Consider the following 20,189-nt stretch of genomic DNA (forward strand, 5'->3'; position numbering starts at 1 on the left):
AACGCGTTGAGTCATATTAGACTGGTTAGCACTGAGGCATGTCGAGTGCTAACTGCCGCACAGGAGATCGGAGGTGGACAGTGAGTGAACCACGCAAACTTGAAGTGCTGCGTGCCATCGTGGAGGACTATGTCCATTCACGTGAACCGGTGGGCTCAAAAGCTCTCGTGGAACGGCACCATCTCGGTGTGTCCAGCGCGACCATCCGTAACGACATGGCTGCATTGGAAGATGAAGGCCTCATTACCGCACCCCACACGAGCGCCGGCCGTATACCCACCGACAAGGGCTACCGGCTGTTTGTGGACCAGATTTCTGCCGTCAAGCCTCTCTCACAGGCAGAACGGCGGGCCATCCAGTCTCTCCTCGAGGGATCCGACGACCTCGACGACGTCCTGGAGCGTACCGTCCGTCTGCTGTCACAGCTGACCAACCAGGTCGCCGTCGTGCAGTATCCGCATCTGAGCCGGGCACTGGTGCGCCACATCGAATTTGTCCTGTTGGCGCCGCGGCAGGTCCTGATCGTACTGATTGCTGATACCGGGAAAGTAGACCAAAGGGTTATCGATGCGGGGCAGGATCTGGGCGATGAAGCCTTGGCTGCCCTGCGGACCCGTTTCCTCATGGGCCTGTCCGGTACGCCCCTGAGTCAGCTGCCCCACGTTCTCCCCAGCGTGGTTGCCTCCTGCGAACCGTCCCGCCGCAACGTTGCGCAGGCTCTGGCTCGGGGACTGGAAGGACTCGCCCACAGCAGCCGCGAAGAACGTATGGTCATGGCCGGCACAGCCAACCTTGCCAGATCCAACGTCGATTTTCCCCTGAGTATCGGCCCCGTTCTGGAGGCGCTCGAGGAACAGGTGGTGATGTTGCGGCTGCTGAGCGAGATGGCCCAGGATCCCCGTGGGGTTACCGTGAGCATCGGCCGCGAAAACCCGTACGACGGCCTGGCCGAGGCCTCCGTTGTGGCCACTGGCTACGGGCCGGACTCCAGTTCCAAGATCGGCGTTCTCGGCCCGACACGCATGGATTACCCCACCAGCATGGCTGCTGTCAGGGCAGTCGCCCGGTATCTTTCCAGGATCCTCGGCCCTGGCGGCTGATCGTCCCACGAGATTTCTGCGCCCGCATCCAGGGCGCCGCGTTCCTAGACAGCGCGTTCGTATCACAGGCAGTACAACCAGGAAGAGACACAAACTTTGAGCAGCCATTACGACGTCCTTGGAGTCTCGCCGGAGGCTACCGGCGAGGAAATCAAGAAGGCCTACCGCAAGCTTGCCCGCACCCTGCACCCGGACGTGAATCCTGGTCCTGATGCCTCCGACAAGTTCAAGGCAGTGACCCACGCGTATGAAGTGCTGTCGGACCCGCAAAAACGGCGGGTGTATGACACCACAGGTAACGAGAACGGTACGGACAACGGCTTCGGCGGCGGCTACGCGGGCCAGGGCTTCGCTTTCCAAGACATTTTCGACACCTTCTTCGGCGCCGGCGGTTCAGCAGGACCTGCCTCCCGCGTGCGCCGGGGGCAGGACGCGCTCATCAGCGTGCGCATCGACCTGCGGGATGCAGTATTCGGTGTGAACAAAAAGCTCGAAGTCGACACCGCTGTAACCTGCCCGAGCTGCGAGGGCTCGTGCTGCCGCCCCGGCACTCACCCGGTCCGCTGCGACATCTGTGGCGGAAGCGGACAAGTGCAGCGTGCCGTGCGCTCCATTTTGGGACAGGTCATGACCGCTGCTCCCTGTGGCTCCTGCGAAGGCTTCGGGACGATCATCAAGGACCCCTGCAACGAGTGCAACGGCCAAGGCCGGATCCGTAGCCGCCGTTCCATGACCGTCAAGGTTCCGGCGGGCGTGGCCACGGGTACAAGGATCCAGTTGTCCGGCCAAGGAGAAGCAGGTCCAGCCGGCGGCCCCTCTGGCGATCTGTACGTGGAGATCAGGGTCAACGCAGACTCCACCTACCTGCGTGAAGGCGACGACCTTCATGCCACCCTCAATATCCCCATGACTGCTGCTGCCCTTGGCACCGAAATCACCCTTGAGACCTTCGACGGTGAGCAGGAGATCGACGTCAAGGCCGGGACTCAGTCCGGCGAGATCATTACGCTCCGCGGCCTGGGAGTCACCCACCTTCGGGGATACGGCCGCGGGGACCTCAAGGTGCACCTGCAGGTTGAAACACCGACGCGCCTGGATCCTGCACAGGAAGAGTTGCTCAGGAAGCTGGCCAAGCTGCGGGGGGAACAGTTCACCGAGGGCAAACTGGCCGCCAGCGGCGGGGTTTTCGCGAAACTGCGGGACCGGCTCGGTAACCTGTAGCAGTGAGCAACCCGGTCTTTTTTACCCCCGCAGGAACCCTCGACGGACAACAACCGGGTTCACACTTTATTCTCGAGGGACCTGAAGCCCGTCACGCTGTCACAGTCAAACGGCTGGCGGTGGGGGAGCCTGTAGATATTGCGGATGGTTCCGGAAAACGCATGACCGGAATAGTCACCGCCGCCGCTCCAGCCGAGCTGACCGTGGAATGCAGGACCCTGGAGGTTGAGGACCCGCCCGGTATCCGGCTGACCCTTGTGCAGGCACTGGCAAAGGGGGACCGCGATGAGCTTGCAGCGGAAACCGCCACCGAGCTGGGAATTGATGCTGTTATTCCCTGGCAGGCCGAACGCTCGATTGTTCGCTGGAAAGGCGAGCGTGCGGCTAAGGCCCATGCCAAATGGCAATCAGTGGTTACGGCGGCAGCCAAGCAGGCACGACGGGCGTGGATCCCCGAAGTACGCGACGCCGTTGACACTGCCGGTCTGCAGCGGACTGTCGCGGCGGCTGATCTCGCCATCATCCTCCATGAGGATGCTGTGCGGCCCCTGCGGCAAGTCCTGGAAACGTGGCGCAATTCCAACTCCGGCCGGGAAGCCGGAGATGGTGACGTTGATGGTGACGGGGCCAGGGAAGTGCTGCTGATTGTCGGCCCGGAAGGCGGAATCAGCCCGCGGGAAGTGACAAAGCTGTGCGATGCCGGGGCAGTAACCGCCTTGCTTGGCCATCATGTGTTGCGTTCCTCCACGGCGGGCCCGGCCGCTACCGTCCTGGCCAGCGATGTGCTGGGCCGCTGGTAGCAACAGCCTTTGAATGGCAGCGGCTTAGTGGAGGCACTGCCTTAGCGGACAATAAAGCCGCGGCTGTCCACACTGACTTCGGAATCGCCTTGCGCGGACAGGATCTGGGACACCCGAAGTTCGTATTTGCCCGGGCCCAGGTTCACTGACAAAGCAAAGATCCCCGATTGGGAAGGATCGGCGGAGGCGGTGACTTCCCCGCTGAGATATGACGTTTTGTCGCTGTTTCCCTCCACCCGGAGGATGCGCCAGCGCAGCTTGTTGCCGGGACTGGTGCTTCGCCCGTTGATCTTCACAACGCCCTCCGGAAGTTCAGTTCCTTCCTGGGGATCGATGATCCAGACAGGGGCTACCATTCCTGTGCTCCGGGACATGGGAGCACCCAGCCTGACGTGGTCAAAGCCCAGATAGCCGGTATGGCCGTCCACGAGCACCACAACCTGAAGCTGCTGATTGCTGTCAATGAGTCCGGCGCTGGCTCCTGCTGCCGTCGCCGTGTATACAAGCTGCTGGATTGCGCGATCGGCCGTGTCGGCATCAAGGTTGCTGTTGAACGCATCAGCGGAAACGTCCACGGTTATGACGTTTTTCCCCGAAATGGAAGTGGCCAGCTCCTTCGGATTTTGCCACGGCGTGAAAAAGTCAGGGTCCAGGGGTTCTTCCGACATCATGGCCCGGAGGGCACTCGTCACAGGGTTTTCCTGGGAGGGGACATCCCGGAACTCGCGGTAAAGAAAGAAGTCGTCATTGCTTCGGCCCACCCAGTAGACGGGAGCCTTGTTGGATGCATTTGTTGTCTCGAGGGGGGCGCTTGTGGTGGGCAGCTCGCCCGTCGCCGGAGCCGACGTCGACACGGCCGCGTTACCGCCGTCGGTGGGGCCCGGCTGGGGATCGGCAATACAACCGGACAGGGCCAAGGCGGCCCCAAGCACAAGCGGCAGGAGGGCAGCGCGAACATGCCCCTTCCCTGTCGGGTGCTTCTCCATTGGTCGGCTCTTTCCCATAGTTCTTTCTGCGGCGGCGGGTGCGTGAAGTGTGCGCCGTTTACCGCCATTTCCAGCATTACACACGGGCGTCCGCTGCCTCTCAGGATTACCGTCCGGGCCGGCAACTGCAACGGGAACGATATGAGGACGATACGAAGTTGATACCTAATTGCGGGAACACGTCACGGAACTGTAGCCGCGGTCACTTCAGGGCTGCGTGAGGGACGCGTCTCTGGCGTAAGATAAGAAGACTCGGCTGAGCCGGGAGTTGCCGACCCAACGAATCCAAACTGGAGGGGACCAGAGGCCCGCGGGCCATCATTATGACTGAAGCAGCGAACGGAAGGTCCCGGACCAGCGCCGGCGAACGGACCCCCAGCGAATTTCCCCACACCCTTCCGGGCATCCGGACAGAGGTCATTGTTTTTGAGAACTCAGAACAGATGGTTCAGTCACTCGGCAGCCATGACGAAGCCCTGCGTTTCATCGAGGACCAGTTTCCCGGCGTCGACTTCCACGTCCGCGGTAATGAGTTGTCTTTCAGCGGACCCGCAGATGACGTTCCGCGGATCCTCCGTCTCCTGAACGAAGTCAACGGCCTGGTGGCCAGGGGAACGGTGATCACGCCGGCAGTCCTCCAGCAGCTCGTTACCCTGCTCCGGAGCCAGTCGCTGCAGAACCCTGTTGAGGTGCTGACCCACAACATCCTCTCAAGCAGGGGGAGGACCATCAGGCCGAAGACCCTGAACCAGAAAAACTACGTGGATGCCATAGACGCCAACACCGTGATTTTCGGGATCGGACCGGCGGGTACGGGCAAGACGTATCTGGCCATGGCCAAGGCGGTCCAGGCGCTTCAGCAGAAAGAAGTCACCCGGATCATTCTGACCAGACCTGCCGTGGAGGCAGGGGAGCGGCTGGGATTCCTTCCCGGGACCCTCAGCGACAAGATCGATCCGTACCTGCGCCCCCTCTACGACGCCCTGCACGACATGATCGACCCCGAGTCCATCCCCCGGCTCATGGCTGCGGGCACCATCGAAGTTGCGCCCCTGGCGTACATGCGCGGGCGCACACTCAATGACGCCTTCATCATTCTTGACGAGGCACAGAACACCACCCCTGAGCAGATGAAGATGTTCCTCACCCGCCTCGGCTTCGGCTCCAAAATGGTGGTGACTGGAGACGTCACCCAGGTGGACCTTCCGTTCGGCACCCGTTCAGGGCTGCGGATCGTCGAAGAGATCCTGCACGGCATCGATGACGTCAACTTCTCGGTGCTGGACGCCTCCGACGTCGTACGGCACCGGCTTGTCGGTGACATCGTCAACGCTTACAGCATTTGGGACGAAGTCCAGCGGAACCGGGTCAAGCACACGGTGCCTCGCGAGAAGCGGGCGGAGCATTCATGAGCATAGAAATTAACAATGAGTCCGGAGTGAAAGTGGACGAGGAGCAGCTCGTGGCCCTTTCACGCTACATATTTGAGCGTCTCTTCATTCATCCCCAAGCGGAGCTGTCGGTTCTGCTTGTGGACGAAGAAGCCATGGAAAAGCTGCACATCGAGCTCATGGACGAACCCGGCGCCACTGACGTCCTGTCGGTGCCCATGGATGAGCTGACCCCAGGAACGCCGGATAAGCCCACGCCCCAGGGCATGCTCGGAGATATCGCCATCTGTCCGCAGGTGGCTGAAGTCCAGGCGCGCAATGCAGGGCATTCGACGCAGGACGAGATGTTGCTCCTCGCCACTCACGGGATCCTCCACCTGTTGGGGTATGACCACGAGGACCCTGAGGAAAAGGCTGAGATGTTTGGCCTGCAGCGAGAGCTTCTGACCGGGTTCACCGGCAAAGAGGCCCCGGTAGAGACGACTCAGTGACGCCCCTGATTCTTGTGGGCATGGCCGTGGTCTTCCTGGGCATGGCTGCCCTGCTCACGGCAGCAGAAGCCGCATTCAATTTTCTTCCCCGGCACGACGCCGAGCAGGCTCTGCTCAGGACCCGTAATCCGGCACTGAAACGCATCCTGGCACAGCCCGTTTCGCACATCCGGGCATTGCGCTTCTGGCGCGTCTGGTTCGAGATGGCGGCAGCTGTGGCGGTTGCCGTCCTGCTCCACAGCATCCTCGACAGCATCTGGCTGGCCGGGCTGGCCGCCACGGGCATCATGGCGGTTGTGGGTTTTGTCATCGTGGGTGTTTCCCCCCGCCAGCTCGGTCGGGTCCATTCGGGGGAAGTTGTCAGGTTCGCTGCGCCGCTGATCCGTTCCCTGTGCTGGGTGCTTGGTCCCATTCCCGGTTGGCTGGTGAAGCTCGGAAGCGCTGTGGCCCCAGGATCATCGAACGGTGATGAAGCCTTCTTCAGTGAAGAGGAATTCCGCGAGCTGGTGGACCGTGCAACTGAGTCGGATGTGATTGAGGACAACGAGGCGGAACTCATCCAGTCGGTATTCGATTTTGGCGACACCCTGGTCCGTGCCGTCATGGTTCCCCGGACCGACATCGTCAGCATCGACGCCGGCTCCAGCCTTCGGCGCGCAATGTCGCTCTTCCTGCGTTCGGGGTATTCCAGGATGCCAGTGATCCGGGACAACACGGATCAGATCCTGGGAATCATCTACCTGAAGGACGTCGCCGCTGCCCTGCACGAACTCGGGCCAGACGATGAACCGCCTACCGTGGATGACCTCGCCCGGGAAGTCCGGTACGTTCCGGAGTCCAAACAGGTCAGCGATCTTCTCCGCGAGCTGCAGAAGGAATCCACCCATGTTGCCATCGTTATTGATGAGTACGGCGGCACCGCGGGTTTGGTGACCTTGGAGGACCTCATTGAAGAAATCGTGGGCGAAATCGTTGACGAATACGACACCGAGTCGGCCGAGGCCGTTGAGCTCGGTGACGGCAGTTTCCGCGTGAGCGCCCGGATGAGCATTGATGATCTCGGTGAGCTGTTTGATATAGAACTCGACGACGACGAAGTGGACACCGTAGGTGGCCTGCTGGCTAAAGCCCTGGGGAGGGTTCCGATCGTTGGAAGCGCCGTAACCGTGGATGGCGTCTCGCTCCGGGCTGACCGCCTCGAGGGCCGCCGCAACCGGGTAAGCCACATCATTGCGGCTCCGGTGCCAAAGGAAGAAACTGACCATAACGAGCTTCTCGACGAGGCCGAATCAACGCAACAGGGAGTGCCACGTGAGCAAGCAGAATAAGGCCGATGCCGGGGATGCCTACGGCGGCTTCCGGGCCGGTTTCTCGGTTCTGGTCGGAAGGCCCAACGCAGGCAAATCAACACTGACCAACGCCCTGGTGGGTAAAAAGGTTGCCATCACCTCGGCCAAGCCGCAGACAACGCGGCACACCATCCGGGGCATTGTCCATCGTGAGGACGCCCAGCTGATTCTTGTGGACACACCGGGGCTTCACCGCCCCCGCACGCTGCTGGGCAAACGACTCAACGACCTCGTGGCCGATACCCTGGCCGAGGTCGACGCCATTGGTTTCTGCCTTCCGGCGAATGAAAAAATCGGCCCCGGCGACAAATTCATCGCCGCCCAGCTTGCCGCCGTCGGAAAAAAGCCGATCATCGCGATCGTCACCAAGGCAGACCTGGTTGACCGGCAGGCCCTGACGGAGCAATTGCTGGCCGTCGCCGCCCTTGGGCGGACTGTCCTGGGGGAAGAGGGCTGGAAAGACATCGTGCCCGTATCGGCAACAGACGGCTTCCAGGTGAGCACGGTCGCTGACGTCCTCATCAGCCACATGCCGCCGTCGCCTCCGCTCTACCCGGATGGTGAACTGACGGACGAACCGGAAGCCGTCATGGTGGCCGAGCTGATTCGTGAGGCGGCCCTTGAAGGCGTGCGGGATGAACTTCCCCACTCGCTTGCTGTTGTGGTGGACGAAATCGTTCCACGGGAAGGCCGTCCGGAAGACAGCCCTTTCCTTGACGTCCGGGTAAACCTGTACGTGGAGCGTCCGTCGCAGAAGGCCATTATCATCGGCAAGGGAGGTGCGCGGTTGAGGGAAGTCGGCACCAACGCGCGAAAGGGCATCGAAGCCTTGCTGGGCACCCGGATTTACCTGGATCTCCATGTGAAGGTCGCTAAGGACTGGCAGCGGGATCCCAAGCAATTGGTCAAGCTCGGTTTCTGACGCGTCCTGCGAACGGCCCGCTTCCCAGCGCGGCGGTTCGTGCACGCCCGGCTTTTTCCCAGTCTCAGCCCCTAAGATAGGGCGGATCATGTTTTTACAGGAAGGTACATTCAGTGGTGCAAGGCCGCGATGACAGCGCAGACAGGCCCAACGGGTCCCGCTCCGACGCCGCCGCCAGGCACTCGGAACATACCGGCCTCGGTGCCGCCCGCCACCTTGGTGCTACCCGCCACATGCCGGTCTGGCTTAAGGTAACGACCGTCATCATGTCAGTTTCCCTGGTGGCTGGAATTGCGTTTGCAGCCTTCTGGTTTATCCGACTGCAGACCAATATCGAAAAGGCGCCTTTGGGCGCGGGTAACCAAAAAACTGAAGACCCCGTCAACGACGCGACTGACCGTATGCAGATCCTCATCCTTGGTTCAGATACCCGCGACGGGAAGAACTCGGAATATGGAGCCGCCGATCTTTCGTCCGGTTACGGACAGTCCGACGTCATGATGATGATGGACATCTCCGCCGACAACAAACGTGTCAACGTCATCAGCTTCCCCAGGGATCTCCTGGTCGACATTCCCGAGTGCACGGACCAGAAGACGGGAAACGTATACCCCGAGCGACAGAGCGCGATGATCAACGAAGCCATGGCCCAGGCCGGGATCGGTTGTGCCGTGGATACCGTGAACAAGCTGACCGGTCTGGAGATCGATCACTTCATGATGGCTGACTTCAACGCTGTGAAGGAGCTCTCCAACGTGGTGGGCGGCGTGGACGTCTGCGTCAGCGACCCCGTCTTCGATCCCGACTCGCGCCTCCGCCTGCCGAAGGGGACTTCCCAGGTCCAAGGTGAGCAGGCACTGGCGTTCCTCCGGACGCGCCATGCCTTCGAAACGGGCGGTGACCTCGGCCGGATCAAGGCCCAGCAGGGCTTCCTGTCCTCTCTGACCCGCAAGATCAAGGACGACGGCACCCTCTCCGATCCCGGAAAGATGCTGCAGATCGCGGACACTGTCACGCAGAACCTCACCGTGGATGACGGCCTGGCCTCCGTTCCCGCCCTGATCACCATCGGCAACCGGCTCAAGACCATCGATGTGGGCAAGGTAGCGTTCGTCGCGACCCCGACTGTTCAGGCCGTCAGCGACCCTAATCGACTGCAATTGGCTCAGCCGGACGCGTCCCAGCTTTTCGCGGGCCTGCGAAATGACATTGACCTCACTGATCCGACGGCCAGTCCGTCACCCACGCCAACCCCCACCGGTACGGGGACCACGCCCCCTGTGGCAACGACTCCGCCCGCACCTGCCCCGCCGGCCTACGACAAGACCGCTCAGCCGGTATCCGTAGCAAACGGTACCGGCCTGCCGGCACGGGCAGAGGAGATTGTCCAGGCGATAGTTGGTGGAGGCTTTACCCAGACGACCCAGTTTGTTGCCGAACCGACAGATACCACCATGATTTACTACGGGGCCGAGTATGCGGACGTTGCCGCCGACATTGCAGCCCTGCTGGGTATCCCGGCCGCCCAGGTGGCTCCTTCACTCGGCGTGGTAGGCGTGCAGGTGTACTTGGGCGCAGACTTCATCACGGGCACCAAGTTTGGCTCGGTCAACATTCCGCCTGACATCGTCAATCAGACCGCTGGGGACACCGTCTGCCAGCAGGTCAATCCTCCCTACATCGACGGCTAGCCTCTGTACGCAAACGGCCACACCGATCGCTAGGAACGACGACGGCGGCAGGCCCCGTAGTGGGGTCCGCCGCCGTCTGTTTCAGGCGCCGTCGGTATCAGCGGGTGGCTGTTTACCAGATACTGACGCGCTCCTCGGGAGAAAGCCACATCCCGTCCTGGTCGGTGACCCCGAACGCCGTGTGGAAGGCATCGAGGTTTTTGGCGATGGCATTCGTACGGAACTCATTGGGGGAGTGGGGATCGGTAGCGAGCCGGCGGACTGCCTCTTCTGCCCTGATTACCTGCCGCCAGCCTGCAGCCCAGGAAGCAAAAAAGCGCTGCTCTCCGGTGAAACCATCAAGGACTGGCGCTTCCTCACCGTTCAAGCTGAGGAGGTAGGCTTTGTAGGCGATGGTCAGCCCGCCAAGGTCACCGATATTCTCGCCGAGAGTAAGCTTGCCATTGACTTTGTGCTCCGGCGCGGCCAAGGGGGACAAAGCATCGAACTGCGCTACGAGCTTGGCCGTCAGAGCCTCGAACGCCTTTCGGTCATCCTCACTCCACCAGTTGCGGAGGGCTCCGCCGCCATCGAACTGCGACCCCTGGTCATCGAATCCGTGGCCGATCTCGTGGCCGATCACCGCGCCGATCCCACCATAGTTGACGGCGTCATCAGCGTCCGCAGTGAAGAACGGCGGCTGCAGGATGGCCGCTGGGAAGACAATTTCGTTCAGCATGGGGTGGTAGTAGGCGTTGACCGTCTGGGGTGTCATGAGCCATTTGTTCCGGTCCACCGGCTTGCCCACTTCGTCCAGATGCCGTTCGACGTCTGCGTTGTGCGCGCGTTCCACATTGCCGAGGAGATCCGAGGGATCGATCTCCACTGCCGAGTAATCGATCCACTCGTCCGGGTATCCGATCTTCGGCCGGAATGCGTCCAGCTTCTTCAGCGCCTCCTGTTTGGTTTCCTCGCCCATCCACTGCAAGTCCGTGATGCTACACCGGTAGGCCTCGATCAGGTTGGAGACCAGTGCCTGCATCCTGGCTTTATGGGACTCAGGGAAGTGCCGGGAAACGTAGATCTGGCCCACCGCTTCGCCGAGTGAGGCCTCGACGACGGCCACTCCCCGCTTCCAGCGGTCCTTGTTCCGTGGAGTGCCGCTGATGGTTGTGCCATAGAAAGCGAAGTTCGCATCCACGAACTGTGCTGAGAGGTAAGGGGCGGCTGAACCAACCACGCGCATCGCGAGCCATTCCTGCCAGGCTTCAAGGGGCTCGGACTCAAGGAGGGATGCCGCACCGACGAAGAAATCAGGCGTGCTCACCACAATCTCCGTGCGTTTCTCAGGTGCGATCGCAGCCGCATCGAACCACGTGCCAATCAGTGGAAAGAGCTGGCTGGCCTCTTCTGCACTCTTAAGGTTGTACGTTTTCTGCGGATCACGGAGGGTGACGTTGTCCCAGTGGTGGGAGGCAAGGGCTGTTTCCAAAGCAACCACCCGTGAAGAAGCTCCCTCCGGGTCCGCGATCCCTGCCATGCCCAGCATGGTCTGGACGTGTTCGCGGTAGGCGCTGACTATCGGAGCGAATTTCTCCTCCCGATAGTACGACTCGTCGGGAAGGCCAAGACCGCCCTGCCCGGTGTAGAGAAGGATCCGATCAGGGTTGCCGGCATCGGGGGCGGGGTAAATGTAGAAGAGTCCACTGACGTCCGACCGGAAGAGGCGTCCTGCCAGTGCAATAAGCTCCGCGGACGACGTTGTCGAGAAAACAGCTGCCAGGCGTTCCCTGATGGGCTCCAGGCCCTTGGCCTCCACTGTTTCTTCATCCATGAAGCTCTTGTAGAGGTCTCCGACTTTCTGTTCTATCCCGGTCGCCTCAGCTCCCCGGTTGGCGGCTTCCTCAATGATTCCCCTGACGGCCAGTTCCGATCCGTCACGCAAGGCGGTGAAGGTTCCCTCAAGCGGCCGGTCGTCCGGGATGGTGGTGCTCTTGAGCCAGGCCCCGTTCACGTGCTGGTACAGGTCATCCTGCGGCCGGACGCTATGGTCGATGTTGGACAGGGCAATCCCCGAGTTTGGCACAGGTGCTCCTTCAGGTGAGGCTGCAGCCGGCGCGGTCACCGGTACAGCGTCTGCATAGTGGACGTTGCGGAGGGTGTTGCTCCTTCATCTTACGCACCCGTGTTACTGTGAAATGGTGCGCGCAGAACTGCTCCTTCTTAGCTGCCGTGGCGAGGCCTCAGACGCAATCTAGCTCAAGGCCACCCTCGCTGCGGAGTTTGTGTTGCCCGGCCACCCTTTCATCAAGAACCAGAAAAGGCCACGATACCGATGCGAAACGCACAAAAGCCCTCCGGAATGCCCGTCCACCGCTACCTGCCGTTCCACGAGCAGATCACCGTCGATCTGCCGGACCGCACCTGGCCGGACAAGAGAATCACCAATGCGCCGCGCTGGTGCGCCGTTGACCTCCGTGATGGCAACCAGGCACTGATCGATCCCATGAGCCCGGCCCGGAAAATGAAGATGTTTGATCTGCTGGTCCGCATGGGCTACAAGGAGATTGAAGTAGGGTTTCCCTCCGCTTCCCAGACTGACTTCGACTTTGTCCGCCAGCTCATCGAAGGCAACCACATCCCGGACGACGTCACCATCCAGGTGCTCACCCAGGCCCGTGAACACCTGATCGAGCGGACCTACGAGTCCCTGGTCGGCGCCAAGCAGGCCATCGTCCACCTGTACAACTCAACGTCGGTCCTGCAACGGCGCGTTGTCTTCAACCAGGACGAGGACGGGATTCTGGACATCGCCCTTCAAGGCGCCCGTCTGTGTAAAAAGTACGAGGAAACCCTCGTTGATACCGCCGTGACCTACGAATATTCCCCCGAATCCTTCACCGGCACCGAGCTGGAATACGCAGTGCGGGTGTGTAATGCGGTCGCTGACGTCTTTGAAGCTTCGGCCGACCGCCAGGTCATCATCAACCTGCCCGCGACCGTGGAGATGGCTACGCCCAACGTCTACGCGGACTCGATTGAGTGGATGAGCCGGCACCTGCACCCCCGTGAGGGAATCATCCTCTCCCTGCACCCGCACAACGACCGCGGCACCGGTGTTGCCGCTGCCGAACTGGGCTATCTGGCCGGCGCCGACCGCATCGAAGGATGCCTGTTCGGCAACGGCGAGCGGACCGGCAACGTGGACCTCGTGACGCTGGGCCTGAACATGTTCGTACAGGGCATCGACCCCATGATCGATTTCTCCGATATTGACGAAATCCGCCGAACCGTGGAGTACTGCAACCAGCTTCCCGTGGCTGAGCGTTCCCCGTACGGCGGCGACCTGGTCTTCACTGCGTTCTCAGGCTCCCACCAGGACGCCATCAAAAAGGGATTCGAGGCGTTGGAGAAAGAAGCCGCGGCAGCCGGCAAGGACGTCAGCGACTTCACCTGGCAGGTCCCGTACCTGCCCGTGGATCCTAAGGACCTGGGCCGCAGCTACGAAGCCGTCATTCGCGTGAACTCCCAGTCCGGCAAGGGCGGCGTCGCGTACCTGCTGAAGAACGAGCACAGCCTGGATCTTCCCCGACGTGCCCAGATTGAATTCTCCGGAGTCATTCAGCGCCAGACGGACACCGTGGGCGGCGAAGTGAGCGGCGCGCAGCTCTGGAAGCTCTTCCAGGACGAGTACCTCCCCTCCACCGAATCCGGCAACCAGTGGGGACGCTATTCCCTCGGCTCCTTCAGCACCGAAGTCGACGAGTCCGGTGACATGACACTGCACGCCACCCTGAACATCGACGGTGTCCAGGTCCGCCGCACCGGAACCGGCAACGGCCCCATCGCAGCCCTCCTGAACATCCTGAGCGGAGACGGTGTGGATGTGCGTGTTCTGGACTACAGCGAACACGCCTTGTCTGAAGGCGGAAACGCGATGGCAGCCGCCTATGTGGAGGCTGCAGTGGGGGAGCGGGTCCTCTGGGGAATTGGCATCGACTCGAACACCAGCATGTCTTCACTGAAGGCTGTCATCTCTGCCGTAAACCGGGCCATCCGAGACGCGCAAGCCTGAGAATCCCAGCCCAAGCCTGAGAGCCCCGGGGTGTGCCGCAGCAGTTATGCCGCGGCACACCCTGACTCCCGGCCTGTTTGGGCCAGGACGGTGCGAAGATTAGCTGTGGTCAACCAATCATTTGCGGCGCGCTCCTATCGGGATGACGCGGTAGTGCTGCGTACCCATAAGCTCGGTGAAGCTGACCGCATCATCACGCTGCTCACAAAGCATCACGGGCAGGTACGTGCAGTGGCCAAAGGCGTACGGCGCACCAGCAGCCGCTTTGGCGCGCGGCTGGAACCGTTCATGGTCGCCGATCTACAGCTTATCTCCGGACGTTCGCTCGATATCGTCACGCAGGCAGTCGCTAAGGGTGCCTACGGCGGAAACATTGCCGCAGATTACGGCCGTTACACCGTGGCGGCCGCCATGACCGAAACTGCGGAAAAGCTGACGGACGTTGACGGCGAAGCGGGTACCGCGCAGTACAACCTGCTGGTAGGTGCGCTGGCCTCCTTGAGCCGCGGTGACCATTCTCCCGAACTGATCCTGGACTCCTACCTGCTCCGGGCCCTGGCCACCGGAGGATGGGCACCAAGCTTTACGCAATGTTCCCGCTGCGGCGCCGCAGGTCCGCACACAGCTTTCTCCGCTCCCTTGGGCGGAATGGTCTGCGGAAACTGCCGCCCGCCGGGTTCCCCGGCGCCGGCGGCCGAGACAGTGTTGCTGCTTGGTGCTTTGCTGACAGGTGACTGGACGACGGCGGATGCGTCCCTGAGCGTCCACCGCAGGGAGTCGGCGGGTTTGGTGGCAAGCTACCTGCAGTGGCATCTTGAACGTGTACTGAAATCCCTCAAACATGTGGAGCGAACGTAACTTGGCCTTGGGAAATAAAAGAAAAACGGTCCGCCAACGAACCGCTCCAGTGATCAGCCCCTACCCCCATCCTTCCGGAGCGCTCCCACCGGCCATTCCTGCCGAGTTCATCCCGCGCCACGTGGCCATTGTCATGGACGGCAACGGCCGTTGGGCCAACCAGCGGGGCCTGCCAAGAATCGAAGGGCACAAGGCCGGCGAACCCGCCTTGCTTGACGTGATGGCCGGAGCCATCCAGCTGGGTATAGAGCACGTGAGCGTCTATGCGTTCTCGACGGAAAACTGGCGGCGATCGCCCGAGGAGATCCGGTTCCTGATGGGTTTTAACAAGGATGTGCTGCGTCGCCAGCGAAACCAGCTGGATGACTGGGGCGTGCGGGTGCGCTGGTCCGGCCGCCGCCCGAAGCTCTGGGGTTCAGTGATCCGCGAACTTGAGGAAGCCGAGGAGTACACCCGCGGCAACAGCACCTGCACGTTGAACATGTGTGTTAATTACGGCGGGCGGGCGGAAATCGCAGACGCGGTCGCCGCTATTGCCCAGGATGTGGCGGCCGGTTACCTCAAGCCCTCAGCCATCAGCGAGAAGACCATTCAGAAGTACCTGGACGAGCCTGACCTGCCTGACGTCGACCTCTTCCTGCGAAGCTCGGGGGAGCAGCGGCTGTCGAATTTCATGCTCTGGCAGTCGGCCTATGCGGAGTTTGTCTTCATGGATACGCTCTGGCCTGACGTTGACCGCCGGACCCTGTGGGACGCCGTGGAAATTTACGCCCAGCGGGACCGCCGCTACGGTGGCGCAGTGGACGCCGCCGCAACGTAGGCCCCAACTTGAGGCAACCACCGAACCATGCCTCCTCCTGACGGTTGCCTATTGATCTTGATCCTGGACGTATCCGCGGATCCAACGGGAAAGACGCGCATAGGCATCCTCGCGAACCTTGGGCGGGGAGAGGAACACGTCATGGAGGCCACCCTCGATGCGTTCAAGGGTGACAGACCTTCCCAGTGCCAAGGCACGGATGGCGATCGCGTTGACATCGAGCACGGCGTCCGTCCTGCGCATCTCCTCGGTCCAGAAGAGGCCGTTGGCGCTTGCCCCGGAGAGCAGGACCAGTATGGGTATTTCGATACCAAGGCCGCGGGCCACCTTCGCATGTGCGGCCAGAACTGCACTCAGCCAGCCTGCCCTGACAGGGAATGCCAGGGGTGGCCTGTACTTGTCATCGAGGGCCCATTCGCCCTCAGCGGTGTTGCTGATACTGCGCCAGTAGAAACCACGTTCGGGGAGGCGGAGAACGGCTTCGGGCTTGAAACGGGCGATTGGTTCCACCATGGTCCAGGCGACGCGCCTGACGAGGGTGCTGCCGTGCATCTCCAGCCAGGGGCTGTTGAGGACCAGTTGGCTTGCCGCTCCCGGATGTCGGCTCACCCACAGGGCGGCCACCAGCCCGCCGGCTGAATGCCCCATCAGGGTCAACGACGGCGGAGGGGAATCCCGCGGTCCGAGCGCGTTGATAATGCTGATGGCCTGGGCGATTTCGGCGTCGTAATCGGCAAGGTCAGCGACATATCCTCCTGGAACCCCCTCCTGCAGGCTTCGGCCGTGGTTGTGCATGTCAAGGGCGAAGAATTCAAATCCCTTGCCGTACCAGAAGGCAGCAAGTTCAACGTTAAAGAAGTAGTCGCTCCAGCCATGCAGGAAGAGGATAGCCCGCCGTTGAAGGGGTAATTCCGCTTCAACACCGGCAGGGGAATAACGGATAAGGGTGGCAGTCCGCTCTGTCCCGTCGTCGCCCCGTGCCTGGAAGCTGTACGCCTGGAAGTCAGCACCCAGGATGTCTGGTCTCCACTCCATGGCACCAGCCTAGGCATCCAAAGGGAAGTCAGGGAGTGGAGAGGCCCGTCCAGTTTGGTCTGGGCCCCTCGAGACGGAAAACTAGAGGCATGCGCGTATACCCAACTTTCTTTCGGCTGGCCTTTTCCTGGATGGACGCCGAACGCGCCCACAAAATCGGCTTCCGTGCCATCCGGCTCGTCCACGCTTCCGGTGTGGGCAAGGTACTCTCCAAATTCACAGCTCCCGCACCTTCATTGGAAACAAAGGCATTCGGCCTGACGTTCCCGTCGCCCTTCGGCCTCGCTGCAGGCTTTGACAAGGAAGGGCTTGGCATCGAGGCGCTGAGCGAGCTCGGGTTTGGGCATGTGGAGGTTGGAACCATCACGGGACAGGCGCAGCCGGGTAACGAAAAACCCCGCCTGTTCCGCCTGATCGAGGACCGCGCGGTCATAAACCGGATGGGCTTCAACAATGACGGCGCCTCAGCGGTGGCTCCCCGCCTGCGCTCCGCGCGTGCAGCCCTGCAGAGGAGGCATCCCGGAGTGCGGCCCCTCATCGGCGTCAATATCGGCAAGAGCAAGCTGGTGGAGCTGGAAGAGGCCACGGAGGATTACCTCATCAGTGCCCGGAATCTGGCGCCGGCAGCTGATTACCTGGTGGTGAACGTCAGCTCCCCGAATACTCCCGGCCTTCGTCTGCTTCAGAATGTGGAGACTCTCCGACCGCTGCTGAAAGCAGTGGGCGAGACGGCAGACCAGGCGGCAGGGCGCCACGTCCCGCTGCTGGTGAAGATTGCCCCTGACCTTAGCGACGAGGATATCGACGACGTAGCCCGCCTCGCCCTTGACCTGAAACTGGATGGCATCATCGCCACCAACACCACCATTGGCCGTGAGGGTCTTGCCACCGCTCCGGAGGAGGTAGCTGCCTGCGGCGCCGGCGGTCTCTCAGGAGCCCCCCTTAAGAGCCGGTCTTTGGATGTATTGCGGCGGCTAAGCAGAGCGACTGAAGGGAAGCTCACGCTCATCGCCGTCGGGGGAGTAGAGACAGCCCAGGACGTCCGGGAGCGGCTGGACGCCGGGGCAACGTTGGTCCAGGGCTACACGGCCTTTCTTTACGAAGGACCGTTCTGGGCAGCCCATATCAACAGGCAGCTCGCTAAATTGTGAACAGATCCGGGAAAGCGCGTATTGCCCGCTGGTAGCGACAGCCTCGAGGAGATAAAGGAAGCCCCGGCGGATTTTCCGCCGGGGCTTCGCTTTCCCTGTTCCAACCATCAAACCGAGAGGACGGGAGTCAGGAGGGGTACTCGCCCCGGCTGACCAGCGGCTTCGGGAGGCGCAGCTTTCGGAACTGCAGGGAGCGCATGGACCCGTACCAGACGGTTCCGCGCTCCGGTTCACCGAACTTTTCAGTGAGGCGCTTCCGCAGCTTCCTGGACAGGATGAAGACGTCGACGAAAACTGCAAGGAACATGACCCAGAACCCTACGAGGACGTAGACCATCAGTTCGCTGCTTGCAGGGATGAGCAATGACACGATGACGAATACAAGAGCTCCGAACATCAGGTACTCGCCCAGGCTGAAGCGTGCGTCCACGTAGTCCCGCGCGTAACGCTTCTGCGGGCCCTTGTCGCGCAGCGGCAGGAACTTCTCATCGCCGGTATCCAGGGCGCGGCGCATTTTCAGTCGCTGTTCCTGGACGGCAGCACGCTCGGCGGCCTTTGAGGCTTTACGGTCTTCAGGCACTAAGGGCCGCTTGCGTGCGGCTTCCTGTGCCTTGCGCTTGGGCGTCGGCGTGCCCTTGCCAACGGCTGCGTTCTGCCGGGCCTCAGCCTCGGCAGCCTGCTGATCAACTACGTCTTGCGCCAATGGCGCTTCTTTTCTACGTCCAAACACCACTACAGAATACCCTGAGGGCGGTGCCACTGATGTTCTGCATCCGAGCGGTCACTGCTGCCCCGCAGGTCGCTGTCAGGGCCTGAATTTCCAGACACCAGAAGCGGGTGATGGTCGGTTTGTTGTCGTCTAGTACAGAGGTAGTGTGTGGCCATGACATCAACTCCCGCCCAGCCCTCACAGACCTCGAGTAAGCCCCTGGACGAAGCCCGGATTGAAGATCTCAAACGTGCAGTGGACGATGCTTTTGAGGCAACTGTTGAGAAACTCAAGAACCTCGTGAGTATCCCGGGGATTGCCTGGCCGAGCTTTGATCCGGCAGAACTGGATCGCAGCGCCAAGCATGTTGCGGAACTCGTGAGCCATGCGGGCCTCAGCGACGTCCAGATCCTCCGCTGCGACAAGGAGGATGGAACGCCTGGCGGACCGGCCGTCGTCGCTCGCCGGAAAGCCGCCCCCGGCAAGCCAACAATCCTCCTTTATGCGCATCACGACGTCCAGCCCCCCGGGGATGCGGGCCTGTGGAAATCAGAGCCCTTCACCGCCGTCGAGCGTGATGGCCGTCTCTTTGGACGCGGTGCCGCCGATGACAAAGCAGGAATCATGGCGCACCTGGCGGCCTATTCCGCCGTCTCAGACGTTCTGGCGGATCTGTTCGGACTGGGAGTCACGTTTTTCTTTGAAGGTGAGGAGGAAGCCGGTTCCCCCACTTTCAGGGCCTTCCTCGAAGAGCATCGTGAGCTGCTCCATGCGGACGTCATAGTGGTTGCCGATTCCAGCAACTGGAAGGTCGGAATCCCTGCCCTGACGACAAGCCTGCGGGGGCTGGTGGACGGCACGGTGGAAGTCCAGGTCCTCGAACATGCCGTCCACTCAGGTATGTTCGGTGGCCCGGTCCTCGACGCACCAACTCTGCTGTCCCGCATCATCGCCACCTTTCATGATGAGGACGGAAATGTCGCCATTGAAGGTTTGGTGGGCCGGGACGAGGTGGCCGTGGACCTCACGGAGGCGGAGTACCGCGCCGACGCTTCAGTGCTCGACGGCGTGAGGCTCGCAGGTACGGGAAGTATCGCGTCCCGGTTGTGGACCAAGCCTTCGCTCTCCATCATCGGTTTTGACGCACCAGGAGTGGACGTGGCCTCCAACACCCTCCTGCCGAGGGCGAAAGCAAAGTTCAGCCTTCGCCTGGCTCCCGGCCAGGATCCCGATCAGGCCATGGAGGCCGTCCGGAAACATGTCGAGACCAAGCCTCCTTTCGGCGCGCGCGTGGTGTTCACGCCCGGGGAACAGGGGAGCTCCTTCCTCACGGACACCGGCTCCGCAGCAGCCCGCAAGGCAATGTGGGCCTTGGGTGAGGCATGGGGTGTCCCTGCTGTTGAGATGGGAATCGGGGGCTCTATTCCGTTCATCGCAGATCTCACCGAGCTTTACCCGGACGTCCAGATCCTGGTGACGGGTGTCGAGGATCCGGATTCCCGGGCCCACAGCGCCAATGAGTCCCTTCATCTTGGTGATTTCCGCAATGCGGTGGTCGCAGAGGCCCTCCTGCTGGCAACGCTCAATCACGAAGGCCTGGCTTAAAGGGAG

17 protein-coding genes are annotated in these 20,189 nt (G+C 61.7%); 13 read left to right on the forward strand and 4 right to left on the reverse strand.

Annotated elements, in window-relative coordinates; all coding sequences use genetic code 11:
- The first annotated feature begins 80 nt into the window (after positions 1 to 80).
- The 3 genes from hrcA to M1E05_RS10290 all read left to right on the forward strand — a co-directional run bounded on the left by hrcA (position 81) and on the right by M1E05_RS10290 (position 3,121).
- Positions 81 to 1,100 carry a heat-inducible transcriptional repressor HrcA gene (gene hrcA / locus M1E05_RS10280; RefSeq protein WP_458113883.1) on the forward strand — a complete coding sequence of 340 codons (1,020 nt, stop codon included), beginning with the start codon at positions 81 to 83 and terminating at the stop codon, positions 1,098 to 1,100.
- A gap of 96 nt (positions 1,101 to 1,196) precedes the next feature.
- Positions 1,197 to 2,321: a molecular chaperone DnaJ gene (dnaJ, locus tag M1E05_RS10285; protein WP_458113884.1), complete on the forward strand. Its 1,125-nt coding sequence runs from the start codon at positions 1,197 to 1,199 to the stop codon at positions 2,319 to 2,321.
- 2 nt (positions 2,322 to 2,323) lie between these two features.
- Positions 2,324 to 3,121, forward strand: coding sequence for a 16S rRNA (uracil(1498)-N(3))-methyltransferase (locus M1E05_RS10290; RefSeq protein ID WP_461165172.1), 798 nt, complete (start codon positions 2,324 to 2,326; stop codon positions 3,119 to 3,121).
- A 41-nt stretch (positions 3,122 to 3,162) separates the two neighbouring features.
- Here M1E05_RS10290 and M1E05_RS10295 read toward each other — a convergent pair whose 3' ends face one another.
- Complete coding sequence (locus M1E05_RS10295) at positions 3,163 to 4,107, reverse strand: GerMN domain-containing protein (RefSeq protein WP_458113886.1); 945 nt, start codon at positions 4,105 to 4,107, stop codon at positions 3,163 to 3,165.
- Between the two features lie 323 nt (positions 4,108 to 4,430).
- Between M1E05_RS10295 and M1E05_RS10300 the strand changes: the two genes are divergently transcribed.
- The 5 genes from M1E05_RS10300 (at position 4,431) to M1E05_RS10320 (ending at position 9,951) form a co-directional block, all read left to right on the forward strand.
- On the forward strand, positions 4,431 to 5,519 hold the full coding sequence (locus M1E05_RS10300; protein ID WP_458113887.1) for a PhoH family protein: 1,089 nt from the start codon (positions 4,431 to 4,433) through the stop codon (positions 5,517 to 5,519).
- Complete coding sequence (ybeY, locus tag M1E05_RS10305) at positions 5,516 to 5,989, forward strand: rRNA maturation RNase YbeY (RefSeq protein WP_458113888.1); 474 nt, start codon at positions 5,516 to 5,518, stop codon at positions 5,987 to 5,989. The genes M1E05_RS10300 and ybeY overlap by 4 nt, the downstream gene beginning before the upstream one ends.
- Positions 5,986 to 7,317 (forward strand): hemolysin family protein, encoded by a 1,332-nt coding sequence (locus M1E05_RS10310; protein ID WP_458113889.1) that lies wholly within the window; start codon positions 5,986 to 5,988, stop codon positions 7,315 to 7,317. Before ybeY ends, M1E05_RS10310 begins: the two co-directional genes overlap by 4 nt.
- Positions 7,301 to 8,260, forward strand: a complete 960-nt coding sequence (gene era / locus M1E05_RS10315) for a GTPase Era (protein ID WP_458113890.1) — start codon at positions 7,301 to 7,303, stop codon at positions 8,258 to 8,260. Before M1E05_RS10310 ends, era begins: the two co-directional genes overlap by 17 nt.
- 113 nt (positions 8,261 to 8,373) lie before the next feature.
- Positions 8,374 to 9,951 (forward strand): LCP family protein, encoded by a 1,578-nt coding sequence (locus tag M1E05_RS10320; protein WP_458113891.1) that lies wholly within the window; start codon positions 8,374 to 8,376, stop codon positions 9,949 to 9,951.
- A 112-nt stretch (positions 9,952 to 10,063) separates the two neighbouring features.
- On the opposite strand, the gene M1E05_RS10325 is transcribed toward M1E05_RS10320, so the two are convergent.
- Positions 10,064 to 12,016 carry a M13 family metallopeptidase gene (locus tag M1E05_RS10325; protein WP_461165173.1) on the reverse strand — a complete coding sequence of 651 codons (1,953 nt, stop codon included), beginning with the start codon at positions 12,014 to 12,016 and terminating at the stop codon, positions 10,064 to 10,066.
- A 249-nt stretch (positions 12,017 to 12,265) separates the two neighbouring features.
- Here M1E05_RS10325 and leuA point away from each other — a divergent pair, with 249 nt between their 5' ends.
- The 3 genes from leuA to M1E05_RS10340 all read left to right on the forward strand — a co-directional run bounded on the left by leuA (position 12,266) and on the right by M1E05_RS10340 (position 15,683).
- The gene (gene leuA, locus M1E05_RS10330; RefSeq protein ID WP_458113893.1) at positions 12,266 to 14,005 is read left to right on the forward strand and encodes a 2-isopropylmalate synthase; all 1,740 of its coding nucleotides are present in this window, start codon (positions 12,266 to 12,268) and stop codon (positions 14,003 to 14,005) included.
- Between the two features lie 105 nt (positions 14,006 to 14,110).
- On the forward strand, positions 14,111 to 14,863 hold the full coding sequence (recO, locus tag M1E05_RS10335; protein ID WP_458113894.1) for a DNA repair protein RecO: 753 nt from the start codon (positions 14,111 to 14,113) through the stop codon (positions 14,861 to 14,863).
- A complete protein-coding gene (locus tag M1E05_RS10340) occupies positions 14,847 to 15,683 on the forward strand; it encodes an isoprenyl transferase (protein ID WP_461165174.1) in 837 nt (278 codons plus the stop codon). The genes recO and M1E05_RS10340 overlap by 17 nt, the downstream gene beginning before the upstream one ends.
- A 48-nt stretch (positions 15,684 to 15,731) precedes the next feature.
- On the opposite strand, the gene M1E05_RS10345 is transcribed toward M1E05_RS10340, so the two are convergent.
- Positions 15,732 to 16,718: an alpha/beta hydrolase gene (locus M1E05_RS10345; RefSeq protein ID WP_461165175.1), complete on the reverse strand. Its 987-nt coding sequence runs from the start codon at positions 16,716 to 16,718 to the stop codon at positions 15,732 to 15,734.
- 89 nt (positions 16,719 to 16,807) lie between these two features.
- Here M1E05_RS10345 and M1E05_RS10350 point away from each other — a divergent pair, with 89 nt between their 5' ends.
- Positions 16,808 to 17,869, forward strand: coding sequence for a quinone-dependent dihydroorotate dehydrogenase (locus M1E05_RS10350; protein ID WP_461162860.1), 1,062 nt, complete (start codon positions 16,808 to 16,810; stop codon positions 17,867 to 17,869).
- A gap of 127 nt (positions 17,870 to 17,996) precedes the next feature.
- Here the strand turns inward: M1E05_RS10350 and M1E05_RS10355 are convergent, their stop codons facing one another.
- A complete protein-coding gene (locus M1E05_RS10355) occupies positions 17,997 to 18,599 on the reverse strand; it encodes a DUF3043 domain-containing protein (RefSeq protein ID WP_458114467.1) in 603 nt (200 codons plus the stop codon).
- Between the two features lie 153 nt (positions 18,600 to 18,752).
- On the opposite strand from M1E05_RS10355, the gene M1E05_RS10360 reads away from it, so the two are divergent.
- Entirely contained in the window at positions 18,753 to 20,183 is a 1,431-nt protein-coding gene (locus M1E05_RS10360) for a M20/M25/M40 family metallo-hydrolase (RefSeq protein WP_461162861.1), read from the forward strand.
- The last annotated feature ends 6 nt before the right edge of the window (positions 20,184 to 20,189 follow it).

The organism is Arthrobacter sp. R4-81 (genome assembly GCF_054792365.1).

What these genes read in the sequence shown, in the direction of transcription:
- M1E05_RS10295 (WP_458113886.1), bottom strand. Translation starts at nt 4,107, where the DNA reads ATGGAGAAGCACCCGACAGGGAAGGGGCATGTTCGCGCTGCCCTCCTG.
- M1E05_RS10345 (WP_461165175.1), bottom strand. Translation starts at nt 16,718, where the DNA reads ATGGAGTGGAGACCAGACATCCTGGGTGCTGACTTCCAGGCGTACAGC.
- ybeY (WP_458113888.1), top strand. Translation starts at nt 5,516, where the DNA reads ATGAGCATAGAAATTAACAATGAGTCCGGAGTGAAAGTGGACGAGGAG.
- M1E05_RS10350 (WP_461162860.1), top strand. Translation starts at nt 16,808, where the DNA reads ATGCGCGTATACCCAACTTTCTTTCGGCTGGCCTTTTCCTGGATGGAC.
- M1E05_RS10360 (WP_461162861.1), top strand. Translation starts at nt 18,753, where the DNA reads ATGACATCAACTCCCGCCCAGCCCTCACAGACCTCGAGTAAGCCCCTG.
- M1E05_RS10300 (WP_458113887.1), top strand. Translation starts at nt 4,431, where the DNA reads ATGACTGAAGCAGCGAACGGAAGGTCCCGGACCAGCGCCGGCGAACGG.
- M1E05_RS10340 (WP_461165174.1), top strand. Translation starts at nt 14,847, where the DNA reads ATGTGGAGCGAACGTAACTTGGCCTTGGGAAATAAAAGAAAAACGGTC.
- leuA (WP_458113893.1), top strand. Translation starts at nt 12,266, where the DNA reads ATGCGAAACGCACAAAAGCCCTCCGGAATGCCCGTCCACCGCTACCTG.